This is a genomic window from Amycolatopsis sp. 3B14 (assembly GCF_050958625.1).
In the GTDB taxonomy this organism is placed as follows: Bacteria; Actinomycetota; Actinomycetes; order Mycobacteriales; family Pseudonocardiaceae; genus Amycolatopsis_E; species Amycolatopsis_E thermoflava.
Genome location: NZ_JBHZEN010000055.1, coordinates 190,750 through 206,973 on the forward strand (window position 1 = coordinate 190,750; position 16,224 = coordinate 206,973).

Here is a 16,224-nt window from a genome sequence, read left to right on the forward strand (position 1 = left end):
CCGCCAACCTACATGGCGGGACCGGCGTTCGGATCAAGGACGCCCGTGGCGACCAGCACGATGAGCAGGACACCGAGCGCGATCCGGTAGATCACGAACGGCACGTAGCTCTTGGTCTTGATGTAGTTCATCAGCCACGCGATCACCAGGTAGCCGACGCCGAAGGCGACCAGGGTGGCGAGGATGGTGGGACCCCACTCGGGGCTGTTCTCGCCGCCGATGTCGGTCAGCTTGTACAGGCCGGAGCCGAACACGGCGGGCAGGGCCAGCAGGAACGCGTACTCGGCGGCCTCGGCGCGGGTGTAGCCGAGGAACAGGCCGGCCGTGACCGTGCCACCGGAGCGCGACACGCCGGGGATCAGGGCCATCGCCTGGGCGAAGCCGTAGCCGATGCCGTGCGGGATCGTCAGCTGGTCCAGCGTCCGGTACTGGCGGCCGACGCGGTCGGCGATGAGCAGCAGGATGCCGAACACGATCAGCGTCGTCGCGGTGAGCCGCAGGTCGCGGAAGGCGCTGTCGATGGCGTCCTGGAACAGCAGGCCCAGCACCACGATCGGCAGCGACCCGACGATGATCAGCCAGCCGAGGCGGGCGTCCGGGTGGTGGCGCCATTCCGGCCGGTAGATCGAGCGCCACCAGGCGGCGAGGATGCGGCCGATCTTCTTCGAGAAGTACAGGATCACCGCCAGCTCGGTGCCGATCTGGGTGACCGCGGTGAACGCCGCGCCCGGGTCGTCCCAGCCGGCGAAGGCGGCCGTGATGCGCAGGTGGGCGCTCGAGGAGATCGGGAGGAACTCGGTCAGGCCCTGGACGAGGCCGAGGACGAGTGCTTCGAACCAGCCCATGCTCACCGGGCCTTCGGGGAAATCAGTCGCGTTCGCACGGTGGGAGAGGCTATCGGCGACGCGGATCACCCGATGAGCCGCCTTCGTCAAGTTCTTTACAGTACTTTCGTTACTCTTCGTGCATGCAGAAGCGACAGCTGGGCAGGTCGGGGTTGCGGGTCTCCCGGATGGCGCTCGGCACGATGTCCTGGGGCGCGGAGACCGACGCCGACGAGGCGGCCAGCCAGCTCGTCGCGTTCGTCGAGGCGGGCGGGACGCTCGTGGACACCGCCGACATCTACTCGGGCGGCGAGAGCGAGCGGATCCTCGGGGGCCTGCTGGGCGACCTGGTGCCGCGTGACGAGATCGTCGTGGCGACCAAGGCCGTCGCCCGGCGCACCGACGGGCCGTTCGGCGGTGGCGCCTCCCGCGGCGCCCTGTTGTCCGCGTTGGAGGGGTCGCTGCGGCGGCTGGGCGTGGACCACCTGGACCTGTGGCAGCTGCACGCCTGGGACGACTCGGTGCCGCTGGAGGAGACGCTGTCGGCGCTGGACCACGCGGTGACCTCGGGCAAGGTCCGTTACACCGGGGTGTGCAACTACGCGGGCTGGCAGCTGGCGTCGGCCGCCGCGGCCGGGCCCGCCGGGTTGGTCGCCACCCAGGCCGAGTACTCGCTGGTGGAGCGCGGCGTGGAGCGCGAGCTGGTACCGGCGGCCCGCTACCACGGGCTGGGGGTGCTGCCGTGGGCGCCGCTGGGACGCGGGGTGCTGACCGGCAAGTACCGCCACGGCACGCCGGCCGACTCGCGGGGCGCGTCGGCCGAGTACGCCGGCTACGTCGAGCAGCACCGCACCGAGCGGGCGGCGCGGATCGTCGAGGCGGTCGCCACCGCGGCCGACGGGCTGGGGGTGTCGCCGCTGGTGGTGGCGCTGGCGTGGGTGCGGGACCGGCCGGGCGTGGTCGCGCCGGTGGTCGGGGCGCGCGACACCGGGCAGCTGACCGGGTCGCTGGCGGCGGAGGAGATCGCCCTGCCGGTCGCGATCTCCTCGGCGCTGGACGACGTCAGCGCGGTCGAGTTCGGTTACCCCGAGCGGGGCACGAAGTGACCGTGGGGTGGATGGCACGTGACGCGGCGGGGTTTTCAGGGGATGCTGGAGGCAACAGAGGAATGCGATCCGGAGGTCTTGTGCGCTCCTCCGCCACCGTCGGGACCGGTGTCGTGCTGGTCTGTGCCCTGGTGCTGAGCGGGTGCTCGTCGAAGTCCGGTGACTCCACCGACACGCTGCAGGTCGTGGCCGACCCGGTCGCGGCGACAGCGCCCGTGTCGCCCCAGCCTGCCGCCGCCCCGGCGGGCACCGTGATCGCCTCGCCCGAGGTCACGGCGCTGGCCGCCGACCCGGCCACCGGGACGCTGGCCGTCGCCGTGCCGGACGCCGTGCTGCTGTACCGGGCCGCGGACCTGGCGGCCGCGCCGCTGCGGGTGCCGGTCGCCGGGCGGGTGGCGCAGCTGCGCGTGTCCGGCGGGGTGTTGCTGGCCACGCTGCCCGCGGCCGGGCAGGTCGCCCGGATCACGCTGCCCGGCGGCGAGGTGAGCACCCTGACCGTGGCCGGCCAGCCCGCCGGCGCGGTGGCCGAGGGCGACCGGACGCTGGTCGCGGTGCGGGACCGCAAGGCGGTGGACGTGTTCACCGGCGGACAGCTGACCAAGACGATCGAGGGCCAGCTCTACAGCGCCGACGACGTGCTGCAGGCCGGCGGGAACACCGTCGTGCTGGACGAGCTGCGCACCGCCGTGTTCTCGGTGGACGTGGACGGCGGCACCATGGCCGAGGGCCTGCGCGCCGGGGACGGCGCCACCAACGCGGTCGCGGACTCCTTCGGCCGGGTGCTCGTGGTCGACACCCGCGCCGGTGCCCTTCTGGCGTTCTCCACCGGCCCGCTGTTGCTGCGGCAGCGGTACCCGGTTCCCGGCGGGGCGTACGGCCTCGCCTACGACGCGCAGCGCGCGCTGGCGTGGGTGACTCTCACCGAGCGCAACGAGGTCGTCGGGTTCGACGTGCGCGGCGGCGAACCGGTCGAGAAGTACCGTTTCCCGACGGTCCGGCAGCCGGATTCGGTTACCGTCGAGGAGCGGAGCGGGCGGGTGGTCGTCGGCTCCGCGGCGGGAGAAGGGGTCCAGGTGATCCAGCCATGAAGCACCAGGAGGCGGTGGTCGACGAGGACTGGGAGTACCGCCGGTTGCAGTTGCCACCCGGCGTCTCCCGGCGGGCCGCGGCCACGCAGCTGTCCATCAACGCCGAGTACGGCGGGTGGGAGCTCTCGACGGTCCGGCTCTACTCCGACGGCACCCGGCGGGTGTGGCTGCGGCGCAAGCGCCAGCCGGCCACCGCCCTGCCCGAAGTCCTGATCTGACCGCAGCGGCACCCGCCGCTGGTGGGCGCCACGCCCGGGGTATCGCCTGGCGGGCGTTGCACCACGCCGGTGGTGTCCTCGCCGGGAGCCGCCCACCTTCGACGGATGTGCTGCGCGCGAGTGGCGGTAACGGGCGGGGCTGTCGTGGCGATCTCAGTGCTGCCCCTTGGAAGGAGCAGCATGTTCTCCTCGCCCGTCGTCCGTGTCGTGACCGCCGCCTGCGCCGGGGTCGCGGTGGCCTTGGCGTTGCTGGCGGTCTTCGCCGGGATGGGCGTGGCGCTGGTGGCGCTGCTGGTCATCGTCACACTGGTGACGTGCCTCCCGGTGTGGTTCGCGCCGGTGATGCTCGCCCGCCGCCGCGGGGTGGCCGACGTCCGGCCGATCGCGGTGTTCACCCTCCTGGCGGGGTGGTCCCTCATCGGCTGGGTCGCCGCGCTGGTCTGGGCGGCCGTGGCGGGCGCGAGGGCCGAGCCCCGGCCGGTCGCACGCTAGGCGTCTCAGCCCGCGAGTGTGCGGCCCGTCTCCGCGAGCGCCTCGCGGAGGATTCGCACGGCTTTGGGGCCCATGCCGTGCAGGGCGAGCAGCTCGGCCTCCGTCCTCGTGGCGACCTGGTCGAGCGTGGTGATCCCGGCGTTGCCCAGCGCGCGGGTGGCGGGACGGCCGATGGCCCGCGGCAGGTTGCCGCTCTCGCCCGCCACCGCGGCGGCGGACGTGCGCGCGAGGTGTTCCGGGGCGTGCGCCAGCCATGCGCGCCACACCCAGCGGTTGAGCTGCCGGCCGTCGATCTCGGCCAACGGCACCCGCGCCCCGTCCCCGGTCCGGGTGGCCGTCGGGTGCGCCGCCAGCATCTCGTCCACCTCGGCCGCGGGCAGCCGCAGCGTGACCTGCTTGTCCACCAGCGTGGCGAACACCGCGCCGCCCACGGTGAAAACGCCGCCGTCGTCCGCGGTTTCCGGCAGGGACAGCGCCGATTTGCGGAGCTGCGCCGCGGTGGTCACGAGGCGCGGAAGAACCGGTCCAGCACCCGGGTGCCGAACTTGAGCGCGTCCACCGGCACCCGCTCGTCCACGCCGTGGAACAGCCCGGAGAAGTCCAGGTCGGCGGGCAGCTGGAGCGGCACGAACCCGAAGTTGCGGATGCCCAGTGTCTGGAAGGACTTGGCGTCGGTGCCGCCGGAGAGCATGTAGGGCAGCACCTTCGCGCCCGGGTCCTCGGCGGTGATCGAGGCGGTCATCGCGTCGACGAGCGCGCCGTCGAAGGTGGTCTCGACCGGGGGCAGCTCCATCCACTCCTTCTCGATGTCCGGGCCGAGGATCTCGTCGAGCTCGCGGTCGAAGGCCTCCATGCGGCCGGGCAGGATGCGGCAGTCCACGGCGGCCTCGGCGACCGAGGGGATGACGTTGGACTTGTAGCCCGCGGTGAGCATCGTCGGGTTGGCGGTGTCGCGAAGGGTCGCGCCGATCATGCGGGAGATGTTGCCGAGCTTGGCGACCGCGCCGTCGATGTCGTCCTCGGGGAAGTCCCAGCCGGTGATCTCGGTGACGCCGGCGAGGAACTCGCGCACGGAGTCGGTGAGCACCAGCGGGAACCGGTGCTGCCCGAGCCGCGCGACGGCGGCGGAGAGCTTGGTGACGGCGTTGTCGTGGTGGATCATCGACCCGTGCCCGGCGGTGCCGCGCACGCGCAGCTTCATCCAGCGGATGCCCTTCTCCGCGGTCTCCACGACGTAGGTGCGGACGTCGTCCTTGAGGCTGATGGAGAAGCCGCCGACCTCGCTGATCGCCTCGGTGGCGCCTTCGAACAGGTCGGGGCGGTTGTCCACCAGCCACTGGGCGCCGTACTTGCCGCCGGCCTCCTCGTCGGCGAGGAAGGCGAAGATGATGTCGCGCGGCGGGACGATGTTCTCGCGCTTGTAGTGGCGGGCCAGCGCCAGCATGATGCCGAGCATGTCCTTCATGTCCACGGCGCCGCGGCCCCACACGTAGCCGTCCTGGATGGCGCCGGAGAAGGGGTGCACCGACCACTCGGACGCGTCCGCGGGGACGACGTCGAGGTGGCCGTGGACGAGCAGCGCCCCGCGGCTGGGGTCGGCGCCGGCGAGCCGGGTGATGACGTTGTGCCGGTTGCGCCCGCCGGACTCCACGTACTCGATCTCGTAGCCGACCTCGGTGAGCTTCTCGGCGACGAACTCCGCTGCCGCCTTCTCCCCCACCAGCGTGTCCGGATCGCCGGTGTTGGTGGTGTCGATGCGGATCAGGTCGCTGGTCAGCGTGACGGCTTCATCGGCCGCGGTCTCGATGCTCACGCCGCCATTCCTATCATCAACGCGGTGGGGGGATCAGCGCCCGGCCAGCGACCTGGACCTCCTCGCCGTCACGCGGCGGAGCCTCCACCGGCCGGAGCGCCGCGCAGTGTGAGTCACGGCCGGTTGCCGATGCCGGTGCCCACCTCCTGGATGCGGGTCGGGGCGTTGTCCGGGGTCAGCGGCGGCGTCGTCATGCCCGCGCCGGCCCGCAGGCCGGCCAGGAACTCGCCGATCGCTTCCAGGCCGTCGTGGCGCGGGGTCCAGCCGAGCTCGTCGCGGGCGCGGGTGGTGTCCATGATCGGCAGCCGCAGGACGGTGTCGAGCAGGCCGGGTGAGGCGGGCAGCAGGTGGGCGTACCAGCCCGCGGCGACCGCGCCGCGGATCGCCCACGTGGGCACCGGGACGGTGCGGGCGCCGAGCAGGCGGGCCAGCGCCTTGGCGTCGACGACCGGGTCGGCGGCGATGTTGAACGCGCCGCGCACGTCGTTCAGCGCCGCCAGGCGGAACGCTTCGCCGATGTCGGCGGAGTGCACGGCCTGCACGCGCAGACCGGGGACGTCCGGGATGACCGGGATCAGCGACGGCCGGGCGAGGCTGCCGGGGAGGAACGGGCCCGCGAACAGCCGCCGCTGCGCCGAGGCGGCCTCCCATTTGAAGACGAACGCCGGGCGCAGCCGCACCACCCGCACCTCGGGGTTGGCCTTCTCGAACCCGTCGAGGTAGCGCTCCAGGTAGGCCTTCTCGCGCGGGTAGGCGGCCGCGGGCCAGCCGTGGGTGGGCCAGCTCTCGGTGACCGGGCTGTCCTTCGGGCCGGGCGAGTAGGCGCCGACCGACGAGGAGTACACCACGGCAGGGACGTTCTCCCTGGCCACGCCCTCGAACACGCGGATCGCGCCGAGCACGTTGGACCGCCAGGTCAGGGCGGGGTCGTGGGTGGGCTGGAACAGCCACGCCAGGTGGATCACCACGTCGGCGCCGCGCACCAGGTGGGCGATCTGATCCTCGGCCAAATCGGCGGTGCGCCACTCCAGCTTCGGGACGCGCCACTCCGGTTCGCGGTGGACCACGCCGAGGATCGACGCCACGGCGGGGTCGCGGCTGAGCGCCTGGACGGTGCTGGTGCCCACGTTGCCGCTGGCGCCGGTGACGACGACGCGCAGACCCTTGCTCGCTGGCGAGTTCATGCGCACGCGGATACCCGGCGCGCGGGGGCGCGAACCGTCGCGTTTGGTGCCGCCGGGAGCGGGGACACCTCGGGGCAGATGCGGAAGGAGTGTGCGCATGGGACAGCCACGCCAGCAGCAGGAACCGCCGGGCGTGACGGGCGAGATGGAACCGCGGCCGCGGGACCGGATGGCGGACTACACCGGGCGCGGGTTGCTGCTCGACAAGCGGGCGCTGGTGACCGGTGGGGACTCCGGCATCGGGCGCGCGGTCGCGATCGCGTTCGCCAAGGAGGGCGCCGACGTGGCGATCGCCTACCTGGACGAGCACGCCGACGCGGAGGAGACCGCGGAACTGGTGCGCAAGGAGGGCCGCCGCTGCCTGCTGCTGCCCGGCGACCTGGGTTCGCGCGAGCAGTGCCGCAAGGTCGTGGACGAGACGGTGCGGGAGTTCGGCGGGCTGGAGGTCCTGGTGAACAACGTGGCCACGCAGCAGGAGCTGGACTCGCCCGAGGACCTGACCGACGAGCAGTGGACGCGCACGTTCGACGTGAACATCCACAGCTACTTCCGGGTGACGCACGCGGCGCTGCCGCACCTGGGCGAGGGTTCGTCCATCGTGAACACCGCGTCGGTGAACGGGTTGCGCGGCAACAAGTCCCTGATCGACTACTCGGCCACCAAGGGCGCGGTGATCGCGTGGACCTACGCGATGGCGCAGGCGCTGGCCGGCCGGGGCGTGCGGATCAACGCCGTCGCGCCGGGTCCGGTGTGGACACCGCTGATCCCGGCGACCATGTCGGCGGAGCACGTGGAGAAGTTCGGGCAGCAGGTGCCGATGGGGCGGGCGGCGCAGCCGGACGAGCTGGCGCCGTCGTTCGTGTTCTTCGCGTCCAACCAGTTGTCGTCGTACTACACCGGTGAGGTGCTCGCCGCGCTCGGCGGCGAGACGATGCCGGGCTGAGGAGGGAACATGCCGCAGGAGCCAGCGTCGGAGCAGCAGGAGAACCTGGAGCTGGACGCCGAGCCGAAGCCGCTGGAGGACCCGGTGAGCTGGCGGGTGCGCGACCCGGACCGGGCGGCCGAGCCGGACTCGGAGGCCGCGGGCGAGCAGGTGTCGGCGCCGGACCGGTCCAACGAGCTGGTCGACGCCGAGGGCACCGAGATCGGCGAGGACCAGGGCCGCCAGCGGCCCGCCGGGGGCGCCGAGCAGCAGGCGATGCGGGTCGAGGACGGCGAAGTTTGACGTACGGCCGTACCGGGAAATCGTCGGGAAGGCACGAGAGGCGACAGGAGGTGCTCCGATGCCTGGACGTGAAGCCCTGCCCAGCACGCTGAAGCGGTCGTCGAAGAAGGCGCAGGACACATGGGTGAAGACCCACGACTCGGCGGTGGAGACCTACGGCGAGGGGCGGCGCGCGCACCAGACGGCGTACGCGTCGCTGAAGCACTCGTTCGAGAAGGTCGGCGACCACTGGGAGGAGAAGGGCCGCAAGGGCCCGTCGGACAAGCAGGCCGCGCGGGGCGCGGGGCGCAAGCCGACGAAGACCGCCGGTGGCGTGGACGCCTCGGCCAGCAAGCAGCACCTGTACGACGTGGCCAAGCAGCTGGACATCAAGGGCCGCTCGTCGATGAACAAGAACGAGCTGGTCAAGGCGATCCAGAAGGCCAACAACAGGGAGACCGCGAAGGCTCGCCGGTAGCGGGTACTGGTTGGTGGAGGGCCCGGCGTGCGCCGGGCCCTTCGTCATACCCGGGGGTGGCGCGCCTGGTGGGCGAACCTTTGGCAGCTGCGCCGCGCGCGGCCGCCCTCCCACCTTGCCGGGGCGTGGACGGCAGCCCGCCCCCGGGCGGGCGCCCTTCGTCACGTCGGCGGTGCGGCCCCCGCGTGGGCCTTCACGCCGGGGGCAGGGGCGGCCTGCCGAGCCGGTCGATGGTCTGGCGTGCGGGGCGTGGCACGCGCCAGTCGAGGCGGGTGCCTGCGCTGCGCTCGAGTTTGGCGAGCACCTGCCGCGCGGCGGCGAAGGCGGCTTCCTGCTCGGCGGGGGTGGCGGCGCCCTCGGCGAGTTCGAGCAGTTTGATGCCCTGGTTGATCAGCGCGCGCTCGTCGGTGGTGAACCGGGACGCGCGCAGTTTCTCGGCGGCCTCGCAGGCCGCTGTCCAGGCCTTTTCGGCGGTCTCGGTGGCCTCGACGTACTTGCGGGCCACGTCGGTGGGCGGATAGGTCTCGGTGTGCAGGGCCATGGCCTCGTGGAAGGCGTCGATGAACCGGCTGGTCGAGGGCACGGCCGGGTCGGCCAGCGCGGGCCGGCGCAGCACCTGCTTGGGGTCGGACTCGTAGTCGCCGTACTCCCCCGCGATGCGGGCGTAGCGCTCGCGCGCGGCGTCCCACAGCACGCGCAGCGAGGCGGCCGCGTCGGGGGCGTCGATGGGCCGCCCTGGTGGGCGGGTGGGCGCTGGGTGGGCGCGGGTCTGCCAGCGGTGGTGCATCGCGGCGCGCGAGTAGGAGGCGGCCAGCACCCAGATCAGCACCATGATGGGCCAGATGAACGCTCCCAGGTCTTGGTAGGGCATCGGCAGCTCCCTCACCACGGCGGCGCCCCGGCGCGAGCGCCCTCACTCCATGATGCGCCTGGTTTCGTGAGTGGTCCGTGTGGCGCGGTGGAATGCGCCACATCCGCTGCGCGTCCGCGCCTGGCACAATCCGGGGCACTTGCACGACGACGAGTGGGGAGCAGTGCCGATGGGGCCGCTGGCGGGGATCAAGGTGCTGGAACTGGCGGGCATCGGCCCGGGGCCGCACGCCGCGATGATCCTCGCCGACCTCGGGGCGGACGTGGTGCGCGTCGAGCGGCCCTCGGGTGGCCTGCAGGTGCTGCCGCCGGAGGCGCGGGACCACCTGCTGCGCGGCCGCCGCTCGATCGCGGCCGACCTGAAGACCCCCGAGGGCAAGCGGCTGGTCGAGCAGCTGGTCGAGAAGGCGGACGTGCTGCTGGAGGGTTTCCGGCCGGGCGTGGCCGAGCGGCTCGGCGTCGGCCCGGAGGACTGCTTCGCCCGCAACCCGCGCCTGGTCTACGGCCGGATGACCGGCTGGGGCCAGGACGGCCCGATGGCCGAGCGGGCCGGGCACGACATCAACTACATCTCCCTGACCGGCGCGCTGCACGCGGTCCGCGACACCGGAGGCAAGCCGATCCCGGCGCTGAACCTGGTCGGCGACTTCGGCGGCGGCTCGATGTTCCTGGTCACCGGGGTGCTGGCGGCGCTGGTGGAGCGGGCGAGCTCCGGGCGGGGCCAGGTGGTGGACGCGGCGATGGTCGACGGCGCGAGCGTGCTGCTGCAGATGGTGTGGGCACTGCGGGCGCAGGGCGCGTGGGCCGACGAGCCGGGCACGAACCTGCTGGACACCGGCTGCCCGTTCTACGACACCTACCGGTGCGCCGACGGCGGGTACATCGCGGTGGGCGCGCTGGAGTCGCAGTTCTACGCCGAGCTGCTCAAGGGGCTCGGCCTGGATGGTGAGGACCTGCCCGCACAGGGCGACCGCTCCGGCTGGCCGAAGCTGCGGGAGCGGTTCACCGAGGTCATCGCCTCCCGCACCCGCGACGAGTGGACGGCGGTGTTCGCCGGGACGGACGCGTGCGTCACGCCGGTGCTGTCGTTCGCCGAGGCGGCGGAGAACGAGCACCTGACCGCGCGCGGCTCGGTGCGGGACATCAACGGCGCGACCCAGGCCGCGCCCGCGCCGCGGTTCTCCCGGACGCCCAGCGCCGAGCCGTCGGCGCCGGCCACGCCGGGCGCGGACACCGAGGCCGTGATCCGCGATTGGGGCCTTCAGGCCTGAGCGGGCCGGGGCAGGCCGACCTGGTCCGGCACCACGCGGACCAGGTCGCGTAGCCAGGTCTCCACGTCGTCGGGCCACCACCGGCCCGACGGCAGCCGGGAGAGCGCTTCCCGCACGGCGGACGCCGTCGGCGCGGCCGGGACGACCCGGCTGGGCGCGGCGCCCGCGAGCACGCCCAGCCACCAGTGCTTGCCCGTGGGCGGCAGGGATTCCGGGTCGAGCACGACGTAGTAGTCGGGCAGCAGGGTGACGCCGCGGCGGAGGTCGGCGACCGCGCTTTCGATCGCGACCTCCAGCGCGCCGGAGGGTGCCTGCCGGTCGAAGAACCCGGCCCACGCCTGCGCGACCCCGGCGAGCGGGTCCCGGTCGTGCACCACGTACGCGGCGTGCGACACCAGGGCGGCCGCGTCCGCCGACCGCGCCACGTGCACGTTGGCCAGCCCGTCGAGACCGGCCATGACCTTGTCCGCGCCGGCCCCGGCGAGCACGACGACGGTGCTGTTCGGCCTTGCCATGTGCCCCAACCTACCGACGGAAGTCGTAGGCCGAACAGAGGTCTGGACCTCTCCCGGAAGTGTGGGCTAGGTTACAGCCGGGCGCTTAAGTTGCCCACGGCAACAAATCCGATGTGTCAAGGAGGACCACGGATGAGACCCCGATCTGTTCGCCGGAAAACCCTCTTCGCCGCGCTCGCCGCCACCGTCGCGCTCGTGTCCGGTGCGACCACGGTGTCGGCGGCGCCCGTCCAGCACCGCCCCGCCTACCTCGACGCGGGCAAGCCGGTCCCGGTGCGGGTGGCCGACCTGCTGTCCCGCATGAGCCTGGACGACAAGCTCGGCCAGATGACCCAGGCCGAGCGCGGCGCCATCACCGACCCCGCCGACATCGCGACCCACCGGCTCGGGTCGCTGCTGTCCGGCGGCGGCTCGGTGCCCACGCCGAACACGGCCCAGTCCTGGGCCGACATGTACGACGGGTTCCAGCGCGCCGCGCTGACCTCTCCCCTGCGCATCCCGATCATCTACGGCGTGGACGCCGTGCACGGCCACAACAACGTCCACGGCGCCACGATCTTCCCGCACAACATCGGCCTCGGCGCCACCCGCGACCCGAAGCTGGTGGGCCGCATCGGCGACGCCGTGGCCGACGAGGTGTCGGGCACCGGCGTGGACTGGGACTTCGCGCCGTGCCTGTGCGTGGCCCGCAACGACCGCTGGGGCCGCACCTACGAGTCCTTCGGCGAAACCCCGGAACTGGCCTCGTCGATGACCACGATCATCGACGGCCTGCAGGGCAGGTCGTTGTCCGACAAGGGATCGATCCTGGCCACGGCCAAGCACTACGTCGGCGACGGCGGCACCACCGGTGGTGTGGACCAGGGCAACACCGAGCTGACCGAACAGCAGCTGCGCGCCATCCACCTGCCGCCGTTCCAGGCCGCGGTCCGTCGCGGCGTGGGGTCGGTGATGATCTCCTACAGCAGCTGGAACGGCGTGAAGATGCACGCCAACCACTACCTCATCACCGACGTGCTCAAGAACGAGCTGCGCTTCGACGGGTTCGTCGTGTCGGACTGGCAGGGCATCGACAAGATCGACGGCCAGGAGGGCTTCACCGCCGAGGAGGTCAGCGCCTCGATCAACGCGGGCGTGGACATGGTGATGGTGCCCTACGACTACGTGCGCTTCCTCGACACCCTGCGCGGCGAGGTGGCTGCCGGCCGCATCCCGATGAGCCGGATCGACGACGCCAACCGCCGCATCCTGACCAAGAAGTTCCAGCTGGGCCTGTTCGAGCGGCCCTTCACCGACCGGCGCCTCACCCCGACGGTCGGCAGCGCGCAGCACCGGGCGCTGGCGCGGCAGGCGGTGCGCGAGTCGCAGGTGCTGCTCAAGAACGACGGCGGCGTGCTGCCGCTCGGCAAGAACGGGCAGAAGATCTTCGTGGCGGGCAAGAACGCCGACGACATCGGCAACCAGAGCGGCGGCTGGACGATCACCTGGCAGGGCTCGAGCGGGCCGATCACGCCGGGAACCACGATCCTGCAAGGGATCCGCGACACGGCGCGCTCCAGCGCGGTCACCTACGACCGGAACGGCGCGGGCATCGACGGCAGCTACGACGTCGCGGTCGCGGTGGTCGGCGAGACGCCGTACGCGGAGTTCATGGGCGACCGGCCGGCGGGTATGGGCCTGGACGCCGAGGACCTGGCGACCCTGCAGCGGCTCAAGGAGTCCGGGGTGCCGGTGGTGGTCGTGCTGGTGTCGGGCCGTCCGCTGGACATCGCGGCGGAACTGCCCGGCTGGGACGCGCTGCTGGCGTCGTGGCTGCCGGGCACCGAAGGCGGCGGTGTCGCCGACGTGCTGTTCGGCGACTACAACCCGACCGGGAAGCTGCCGGTGACGTGGATGCGCAGCGCCGCGCAGCAGCCGATCAACGTGGGCGACGGGCAGGACCCGCTGTTCCCCTACGGGTACGGGCTGCGCTACCGCCGGGGCTGACCGGTTCCGCCACGATTCGTGAAACCTTTTTTCCACTGCGGGAAACCCTTCCCTTGGCGAATGGCCGGTCCTAGGCTCCTGCCATTCGTCAAGGGAAGGACGAGCGCGAAATGGGCCGCACCGACCGGGGCCGCCCGGTCATCGCCGGGGAAGCGCGCTAGCCGCCGTGGACATCCCGCGACTACGGGCGAGCTGGGCCACCGTCGCCGAGCGCGGTGACGAGGTCCCGCTGTGGTTCTACGCGACGCTGTTCCTGCTCCGCCCGTCGCTGCGGGATCTGTTCCCGGTGTCGCTGGCGCCGCAGCGGAACCGGTTCGTCTCCGGGCTCGGGCAGATCGTCACCCACGTCGACGACCTCGACGCCGCGGTCCCCTACCTGCGCCGGCTGGGCCGCACCCACCGCGAGGCCGGAGTGCGCCCGGAGCACTACCCGGTGGTCGGGCAGGCGCTGCTGGCCACCCTCGAGCACTTCCTCGGCGAGCGGTGGACCCCGGAGCTGGCCGCGGACTGGACCAGCGCGTACGCGGTGGTCGCCGAGGTGATGACCAACGCCGAGGTGCGCGGCCGGGGACGGCAGAGCGTGCTGCTCCCGCCGCCGGACACCGGAACCGGGCCGCACAACGGGCTGACCGCGGAGCGCGTGCGGGTCCGCCCGTTCCGGCGCGCGCCCTGGCACCGGCGGGGTTTCGACCGCGGCGACGTGCACGACTTCCAGCGGCGGCTGGCCGACGAGCTGGCCACCCGCGACCGCGAGGCGGCGCGCCTGCGCGCGGAGGTCGCGCGACTGCGTGCCCGCGATTCCCGCGACGGCGTGCCGACGGTGGACGAGCAGGCGGTCGCGTTGCTGACGCGGGCGCAACTGCTGGCCGAGGAGATCCTGACCAGCGCCGAGACCCGGCGACGGCGGCTGGCCGCGCAGGCGCACCGCCAGGCCGAGGCCGCCGCGGACGCCGCCGGCGAGGCCTACCGGGCCGCGATGGGCTCGCGGTGCACGGTGCAGGGCGAGGAGATGGAACGGCGCCTGGCATGGACGCGCACCTACAGCCACGCGCTCGGGATGCCGCTGCGGGTCGCCGAAGCCGCGTTCCGCATGTGGGAAACCGGCTGATCCTGGCGCGTTGCACCGAGCGCACTGCCCGGTGCAACGCGGTCGCAGCGCAACAGCGGAGTCCGTTGAGCGGCAGGGCCTGCGCGGAGGGCTAGCGGCGGCCGGCGCGGCTGCCCTGGTAGGCGGGCTCCCGCAGGCGGGACAGCCAGTCCGGGTAGAGCCGCGCGCCGGGCGGGCTGTGCAGCATCGGGTCGAAGCTCGGGCGCTCGCCGTCGCCGAGGGGCGGGTCCAGCTCGATCCGCGCGACCGGGGTGGCCGGGCCGGTGAGCTTCGCGGTGGAGCAGGTCACCGTCACCGCGCCGAGGTCGTCGAGCGCGGCGCCGTCCGGGCCGTCCACCTCGGCGAGGATCCACCGCAGCCCGGCGGCCACCCGGTAGGGCACCAGGCTGCTGAACACCGCACGCCGCCACCCCCTCGCCGGCCTCAACAGCACCCGCGCGCTCGCGCTGGCCAGTGTCAGGTCCCACGGCCCGTCGTCGGTCGGGATGCGCAGCGCCAGCCCGAGGATGTCGGGCATTCCGCGCGGCAGACCGGCCCCTTTGGACAGTCGCGCCACCACCGGCCCGCTGGGCGGCAGCGGCAGCTCCCCGGGGGCCAGGGTCTCCAGCGTCCCGCGCAGCAGGACGCCACGCGGGTGGAACACGCGCGCGTGCCGCAGCCGGGCCAGCGCGCCGAAGACGGGTCGCACGACGGGAGGTGCCATACCGGGCGGCTACCCAGCCGCGGGCGAATCATCCGCCCCACCGTGGGTAGCCGTACCGGACACCGACCGGAAGGGCCGTTGATGTTCCCCGCTGACTCGCTCACCTTCATCGGCACCGCCACCACCCTGGTCCGGCTGGGGCCGTTCACAGTGCTCACCGATCCGAACTTCCTCCACCGCGGCCAGTGGTCCTACTTCGGGCAGGGCCTGGTGTCCCGGCGGCGCACCGAACCGGCCGCGCAGGTCGCCGACCTGCCCCCGCTGGACGGGGTCGTGCTGTCCCACCTGCACGGCGACCACTTCGACCGGGTCGCCCGCCGGGACCTGCCCGCCGACGTGCCGATCCTGACCACCGAGCACGCCGCCCGGCGGCTGGCCAACCGCGGTTTCCAGGCCACCGTCGCCCTGCCCACCTGGCGCGGCGACACCTTCCGCGACGGCGACGCCCAACTCACCGTCACCGCCGTGCCCGCCCGCCACTCCCGCGGACCGCTGAACCGGATCCTGCCGCCGGTCATGGGCAGCATCTGGGAGTACAGGCCGCACCCGGGCGCGGCCACGCTGCGGATCTACGTCAGCGGCGACACGATCATCCACGACGAACTGACCGGGATCCGGCGCCGCTACCCCGAAATCGACCTGGCCGTGCTGCACCTGGGCGGTACCCGCGTCCTCGGCGTGCTGGTCACGATGGACGACCGGCAGGGCGGCCGGATGCTGGAGATGATGAACCCCACCCACGTGGTGCCGGTGCACTTCGACGACTACGGCAAGTTCACCTCGCCGGTGTCGAACTTCCTCGCCGAGGCCGCGCGCCGCCACCCGGCCACCGACGTGCGGCTGCTCGCCCGCGGCGAGTCCTTCTCGCTGGCGAACCTGCTCAGCGCCCGCTCGCCCGGTTGATCGCGTCCCGCTGCGGCACCACCACGTACCGCGGGTCCTTCGTGGACTCGACACCGGCCTCGAACACCCCGAACCGCTGCAACGCGCTGCCGGCCAGCAACGCCAGCCCGGACACCACCTGCACGGCCCGGCTGCGCCGCCCGGCCAGCGCACCCGCCGCGCCACCCAGCGTCAGGTACTCCGACCACTTCCGCAGCCGGTGCGCCTTGCCGGTCGTGTAGGCCTGCGACACCAGCCCCAGGCGCTGGTCGACCACCTTCGACGCCACCAGCTCCGCCGCCGCGCCCAGCACCGCCAACCGCCGCGCCGGCCCCGCCTCGGCGACCGGCGCCCACACCATGCCCCACCCGGCGCCGCTGGCCGCGGCCGACCCGGTGAACACGAACGGCAGCTGCCGGTGCGCCGACTGCCAGGCGGGCACCGCGGTCTGCGACAACAGCACCGCCGTGTACGAGGCGACC

Annotated in this window: 18 protein-coding genes and 1 pseudogene; 11 read left to right on the top strand and 8 right to left on the bottom strand. The window is 73.0% G+C overall.

The annotated features are described in order from the left end of the window. Window positions 1–8 precede the first annotated feature (8 nt). Window positions 9–845 (bottom strand): undecaprenyl-diphosphate phosphatase, encoded by an 837-nt coding sequence (locus tag ACCP09_RS29125; RefSeq protein ID WP_027929738.1) that lies wholly within the window; start codon window positions 843–845, stop codon window positions 9–11. A gap of 122 nt (window positions 846–967) precedes the next feature. Here ACCP09_RS29125 and ACCP09_RS29130 point away from each other — a divergent pair, with 122 nt between their 5' ends. The 4 genes from ACCP09_RS29130 to ACCP09_RS29145 all read left to right on the top strand — a co-directional run bounded on the left by ACCP09_RS29130 (window position 968) and on the right by ACCP09_RS29145 (window position 3,728). Further along, window positions 968–1,930 (top strand): aldo/keto reductase, encoded by a 963-nt coding sequence (locus ACCP09_RS29130; protein WP_123686773.1) that lies wholly within the window; start codon window positions 968–970, stop codon window positions 1,928–1,930. Between the two features lie 80 nt (window positions 1,931–2,010). Next, window positions 2,011–3,018 (top strand): YncE family protein, encoded by a 1,008-nt coding sequence (locus ACCP09_RS29135; RefSeq protein WP_400982140.1) that lies wholly within the window; start codon window positions 2,011–2,013, stop codon window positions 3,016–3,018. Further along, window positions 3,015–3,236, top strand: coding sequence for a DUF5703 family protein (locus ACCP09_RS29140; protein ID WP_017982338.1), 222 nt, complete (start codon window positions 3,015–3,017; stop codon window positions 3,234–3,236). The genes ACCP09_RS29135 and ACCP09_RS29140 overlap by 4 nt, the downstream gene beginning before the upstream one ends. Before the next feature lie 180 nt (window positions 3,237–3,416). Further along, window positions 3,417–3,728 (top strand): superinfection immunity protein, encoded by a 312-nt coding sequence (locus ACCP09_RS29145; protein WP_433751812.1) that lies wholly within the window; start codon window positions 3,417–3,419, stop codon window positions 3,726–3,728. Window positions 3,729–3,733: 5 nt separating this feature from the next. On the opposite strand, the gene ACCP09_RS29150 is transcribed toward ACCP09_RS29145, so the two are convergent. The 3 genes from ACCP09_RS29150 to ACCP09_RS29160 form a co-directional block, all read right to left on the bottom strand. Then, window positions 3,734–4,234, bottom strand: a complete 501-nt coding sequence (locus ACCP09_RS29150) for a hypothetical protein (RefSeq protein ID WP_433751814.1) — start codon at window positions 4,232–4,234, stop codon at window positions 3,734–3,736. After that, on the bottom strand, window positions 4,231–5,541 hold the full coding sequence (locus tag ACCP09_RS29155) for a M20/M25/M40 family metallo-hydrolase (protein WP_027929734.1): 1,311 nt from the start codon (window positions 5,539–5,541) through the stop codon (window positions 4,231–4,233). Before ACCP09_RS29155 ends, ACCP09_RS29150 begins: the two co-directional genes overlap by 4 nt. Before the next feature lie 113 nt (window positions 5,542–5,654). Then, window positions 5,655–6,725, bottom strand: a complete 1,071-nt coding sequence (locus tag ACCP09_RS29160; RefSeq protein WP_433751816.1) for an NAD-dependent epimerase/dehydratase family protein — start codon at window positions 6,723–6,725, stop codon at window positions 5,655–5,657. Window positions 6,726–6,822: 97 nt separating this feature from the next. Between ACCP09_RS29160 and ACCP09_RS29165 the strand changes: the two genes are divergently transcribed. From ACCP09_RS29165 to ACCP09_RS29175, 3 genes are read left to right on the top strand one after another with little or no spacing between them, the layout of a single operon-like run. Continuing rightward, a complete protein-coding gene (locus ACCP09_RS29165) occupies window positions 6,823–7,668 on the top strand; it encodes an SDR family oxidoreductase (protein ID WP_433751818.1) in 846 nt (281 codons plus the stop codon). 9 nt (window positions 7,669–7,677) lie between these two features. Beyond that, window positions 7,678–7,950 carry a hypothetical protein gene (locus ACCP09_RS29170; protein ID WP_027929731.1) on the top strand — a complete coding sequence of 91 codons (273 nt, stop codon included), beginning with the start codon at window positions 7,678–7,680 and terminating at the stop codon, window positions 7,948–7,950. A 58-nt stretch (window positions 7,951–8,008) separates the two neighbouring features. Next, window positions 8,009–8,407: a ChaB family protein gene (locus ACCP09_RS29175; RefSeq protein WP_123686768.1), complete on the top strand. Its 399-nt coding sequence runs from the start codon at window positions 8,009–8,011 to the stop codon at window positions 8,405–8,407. A gap of 193 nt (window positions 8,408–8,600) precedes the next feature. Here ACCP09_RS29175 and ACCP09_RS29180 read toward each other — a convergent pair whose 3' ends face one another. Then, window positions 8,601–9,278 carry a hypothetical protein gene (locus tag ACCP09_RS29180; RefSeq protein ID WP_148085765.1) on the bottom strand — a complete coding sequence of 226 codons (678 nt, stop codon included), beginning with the start codon at window positions 9,276–9,278 and terminating at the stop codon, window positions 8,601–8,603. A gap of 169 nt (window positions 9,279–9,447) precedes the next feature. Between ACCP09_RS29180 and ACCP09_RS29185 the strand changes: the two genes are divergently transcribed. Further along, window positions 9,448–10,548, top strand: a complete 1,101-nt coding sequence (locus ACCP09_RS29185; RefSeq protein WP_378334638.1) for a CaiB/BaiF CoA transferase family protein — start codon at window positions 9,448–9,450, stop codon at window positions 10,546–10,548. Here ACCP09_RS29185 and ACCP09_RS29190 read toward each other — a convergent pair. Next, window positions 10,539–11,063: a hypothetical protein gene (locus ACCP09_RS29190; protein WP_123686766.1), complete on the bottom strand. Its 525-nt coding sequence runs from the start codon at window positions 11,061–11,063 to the stop codon at window positions 10,539–10,541. The two genes, ACCP09_RS29185 and ACCP09_RS29190, sit on opposite strands and share 10 nt — an antisense overlap. 132 nt (window positions 11,064–11,195) lie before the next feature. On the opposite strand from ACCP09_RS29190, the gene ACCP09_RS29195 reads away from it, so the two are divergent. Both ACCP09_RS29195 and ACCP09_RS29200 read left to right on the top strand, forming a co-directional pair. Beyond that, window positions 11,196–13,049 carry a glycoside hydrolase family 3 protein gene (locus tag ACCP09_RS29195; protein WP_123686765.1) on the top strand — a complete coding sequence of 618 codons (1,854 nt, stop codon included), beginning with the start codon at window positions 11,196–11,198 and terminating at the stop codon, window positions 13,047–13,049. 166 nt (window positions 13,050–13,215) lie between these two features. Then, window positions 13,216–14,157: a globin domain-containing protein gene (locus ACCP09_RS29200; RefSeq protein ID WP_433751822.1), complete on the top strand. Its 942-nt coding sequence runs from the start codon at window positions 13,216–13,218 to the stop codon at window positions 14,155–14,157. A 91-nt stretch (window positions 14,158–14,248) separates the two neighbouring features. Here ACCP09_RS29200 and ACCP09_RS29205 read toward each other — a convergent pair whose 3' ends face one another. Continuing rightward, the gene (locus tag ACCP09_RS29205; RefSeq protein WP_051362585.1) at window positions 14,249–14,860 is read right to left on the bottom strand and encodes a hypothetical protein; all 612 of its coding nucleotides are present in this window, start codon (window positions 14,858–14,860) and stop codon (window positions 14,249–14,251) included. 81 nt (window positions 14,861–14,941) lie between these two features. Here ACCP09_RS29205 and ACCP09_RS29210 point away from each other — a divergent pair, with 81 nt between their 5' ends. Continuing rightward, window positions 14,942–15,763 carry an MBL fold metallo-hydrolase gene (locus tag ACCP09_RS29210; RefSeq protein ID WP_123686763.1) on the top strand — a complete coding sequence of 274 codons (822 nt, stop codon included), beginning with the start codon at window positions 14,942–14,944 and terminating at the stop codon, window positions 15,761–15,763. On the opposite strand, the pseudogene ACCP09_RS29215 reads toward ACCP09_RS29210, so the two are convergent. After that, window positions 15,741–16,224 (bottom strand): annotated as a pseudogene (locus ACCP09_RS29215) (NrfD/PsrC family molybdoenzyme membrane anchor subunit); the annotation flags it as partial. The gene ACCP09_RS29210 and the pseudogene ACCP09_RS29215 overlap by 23 nt on opposite strands.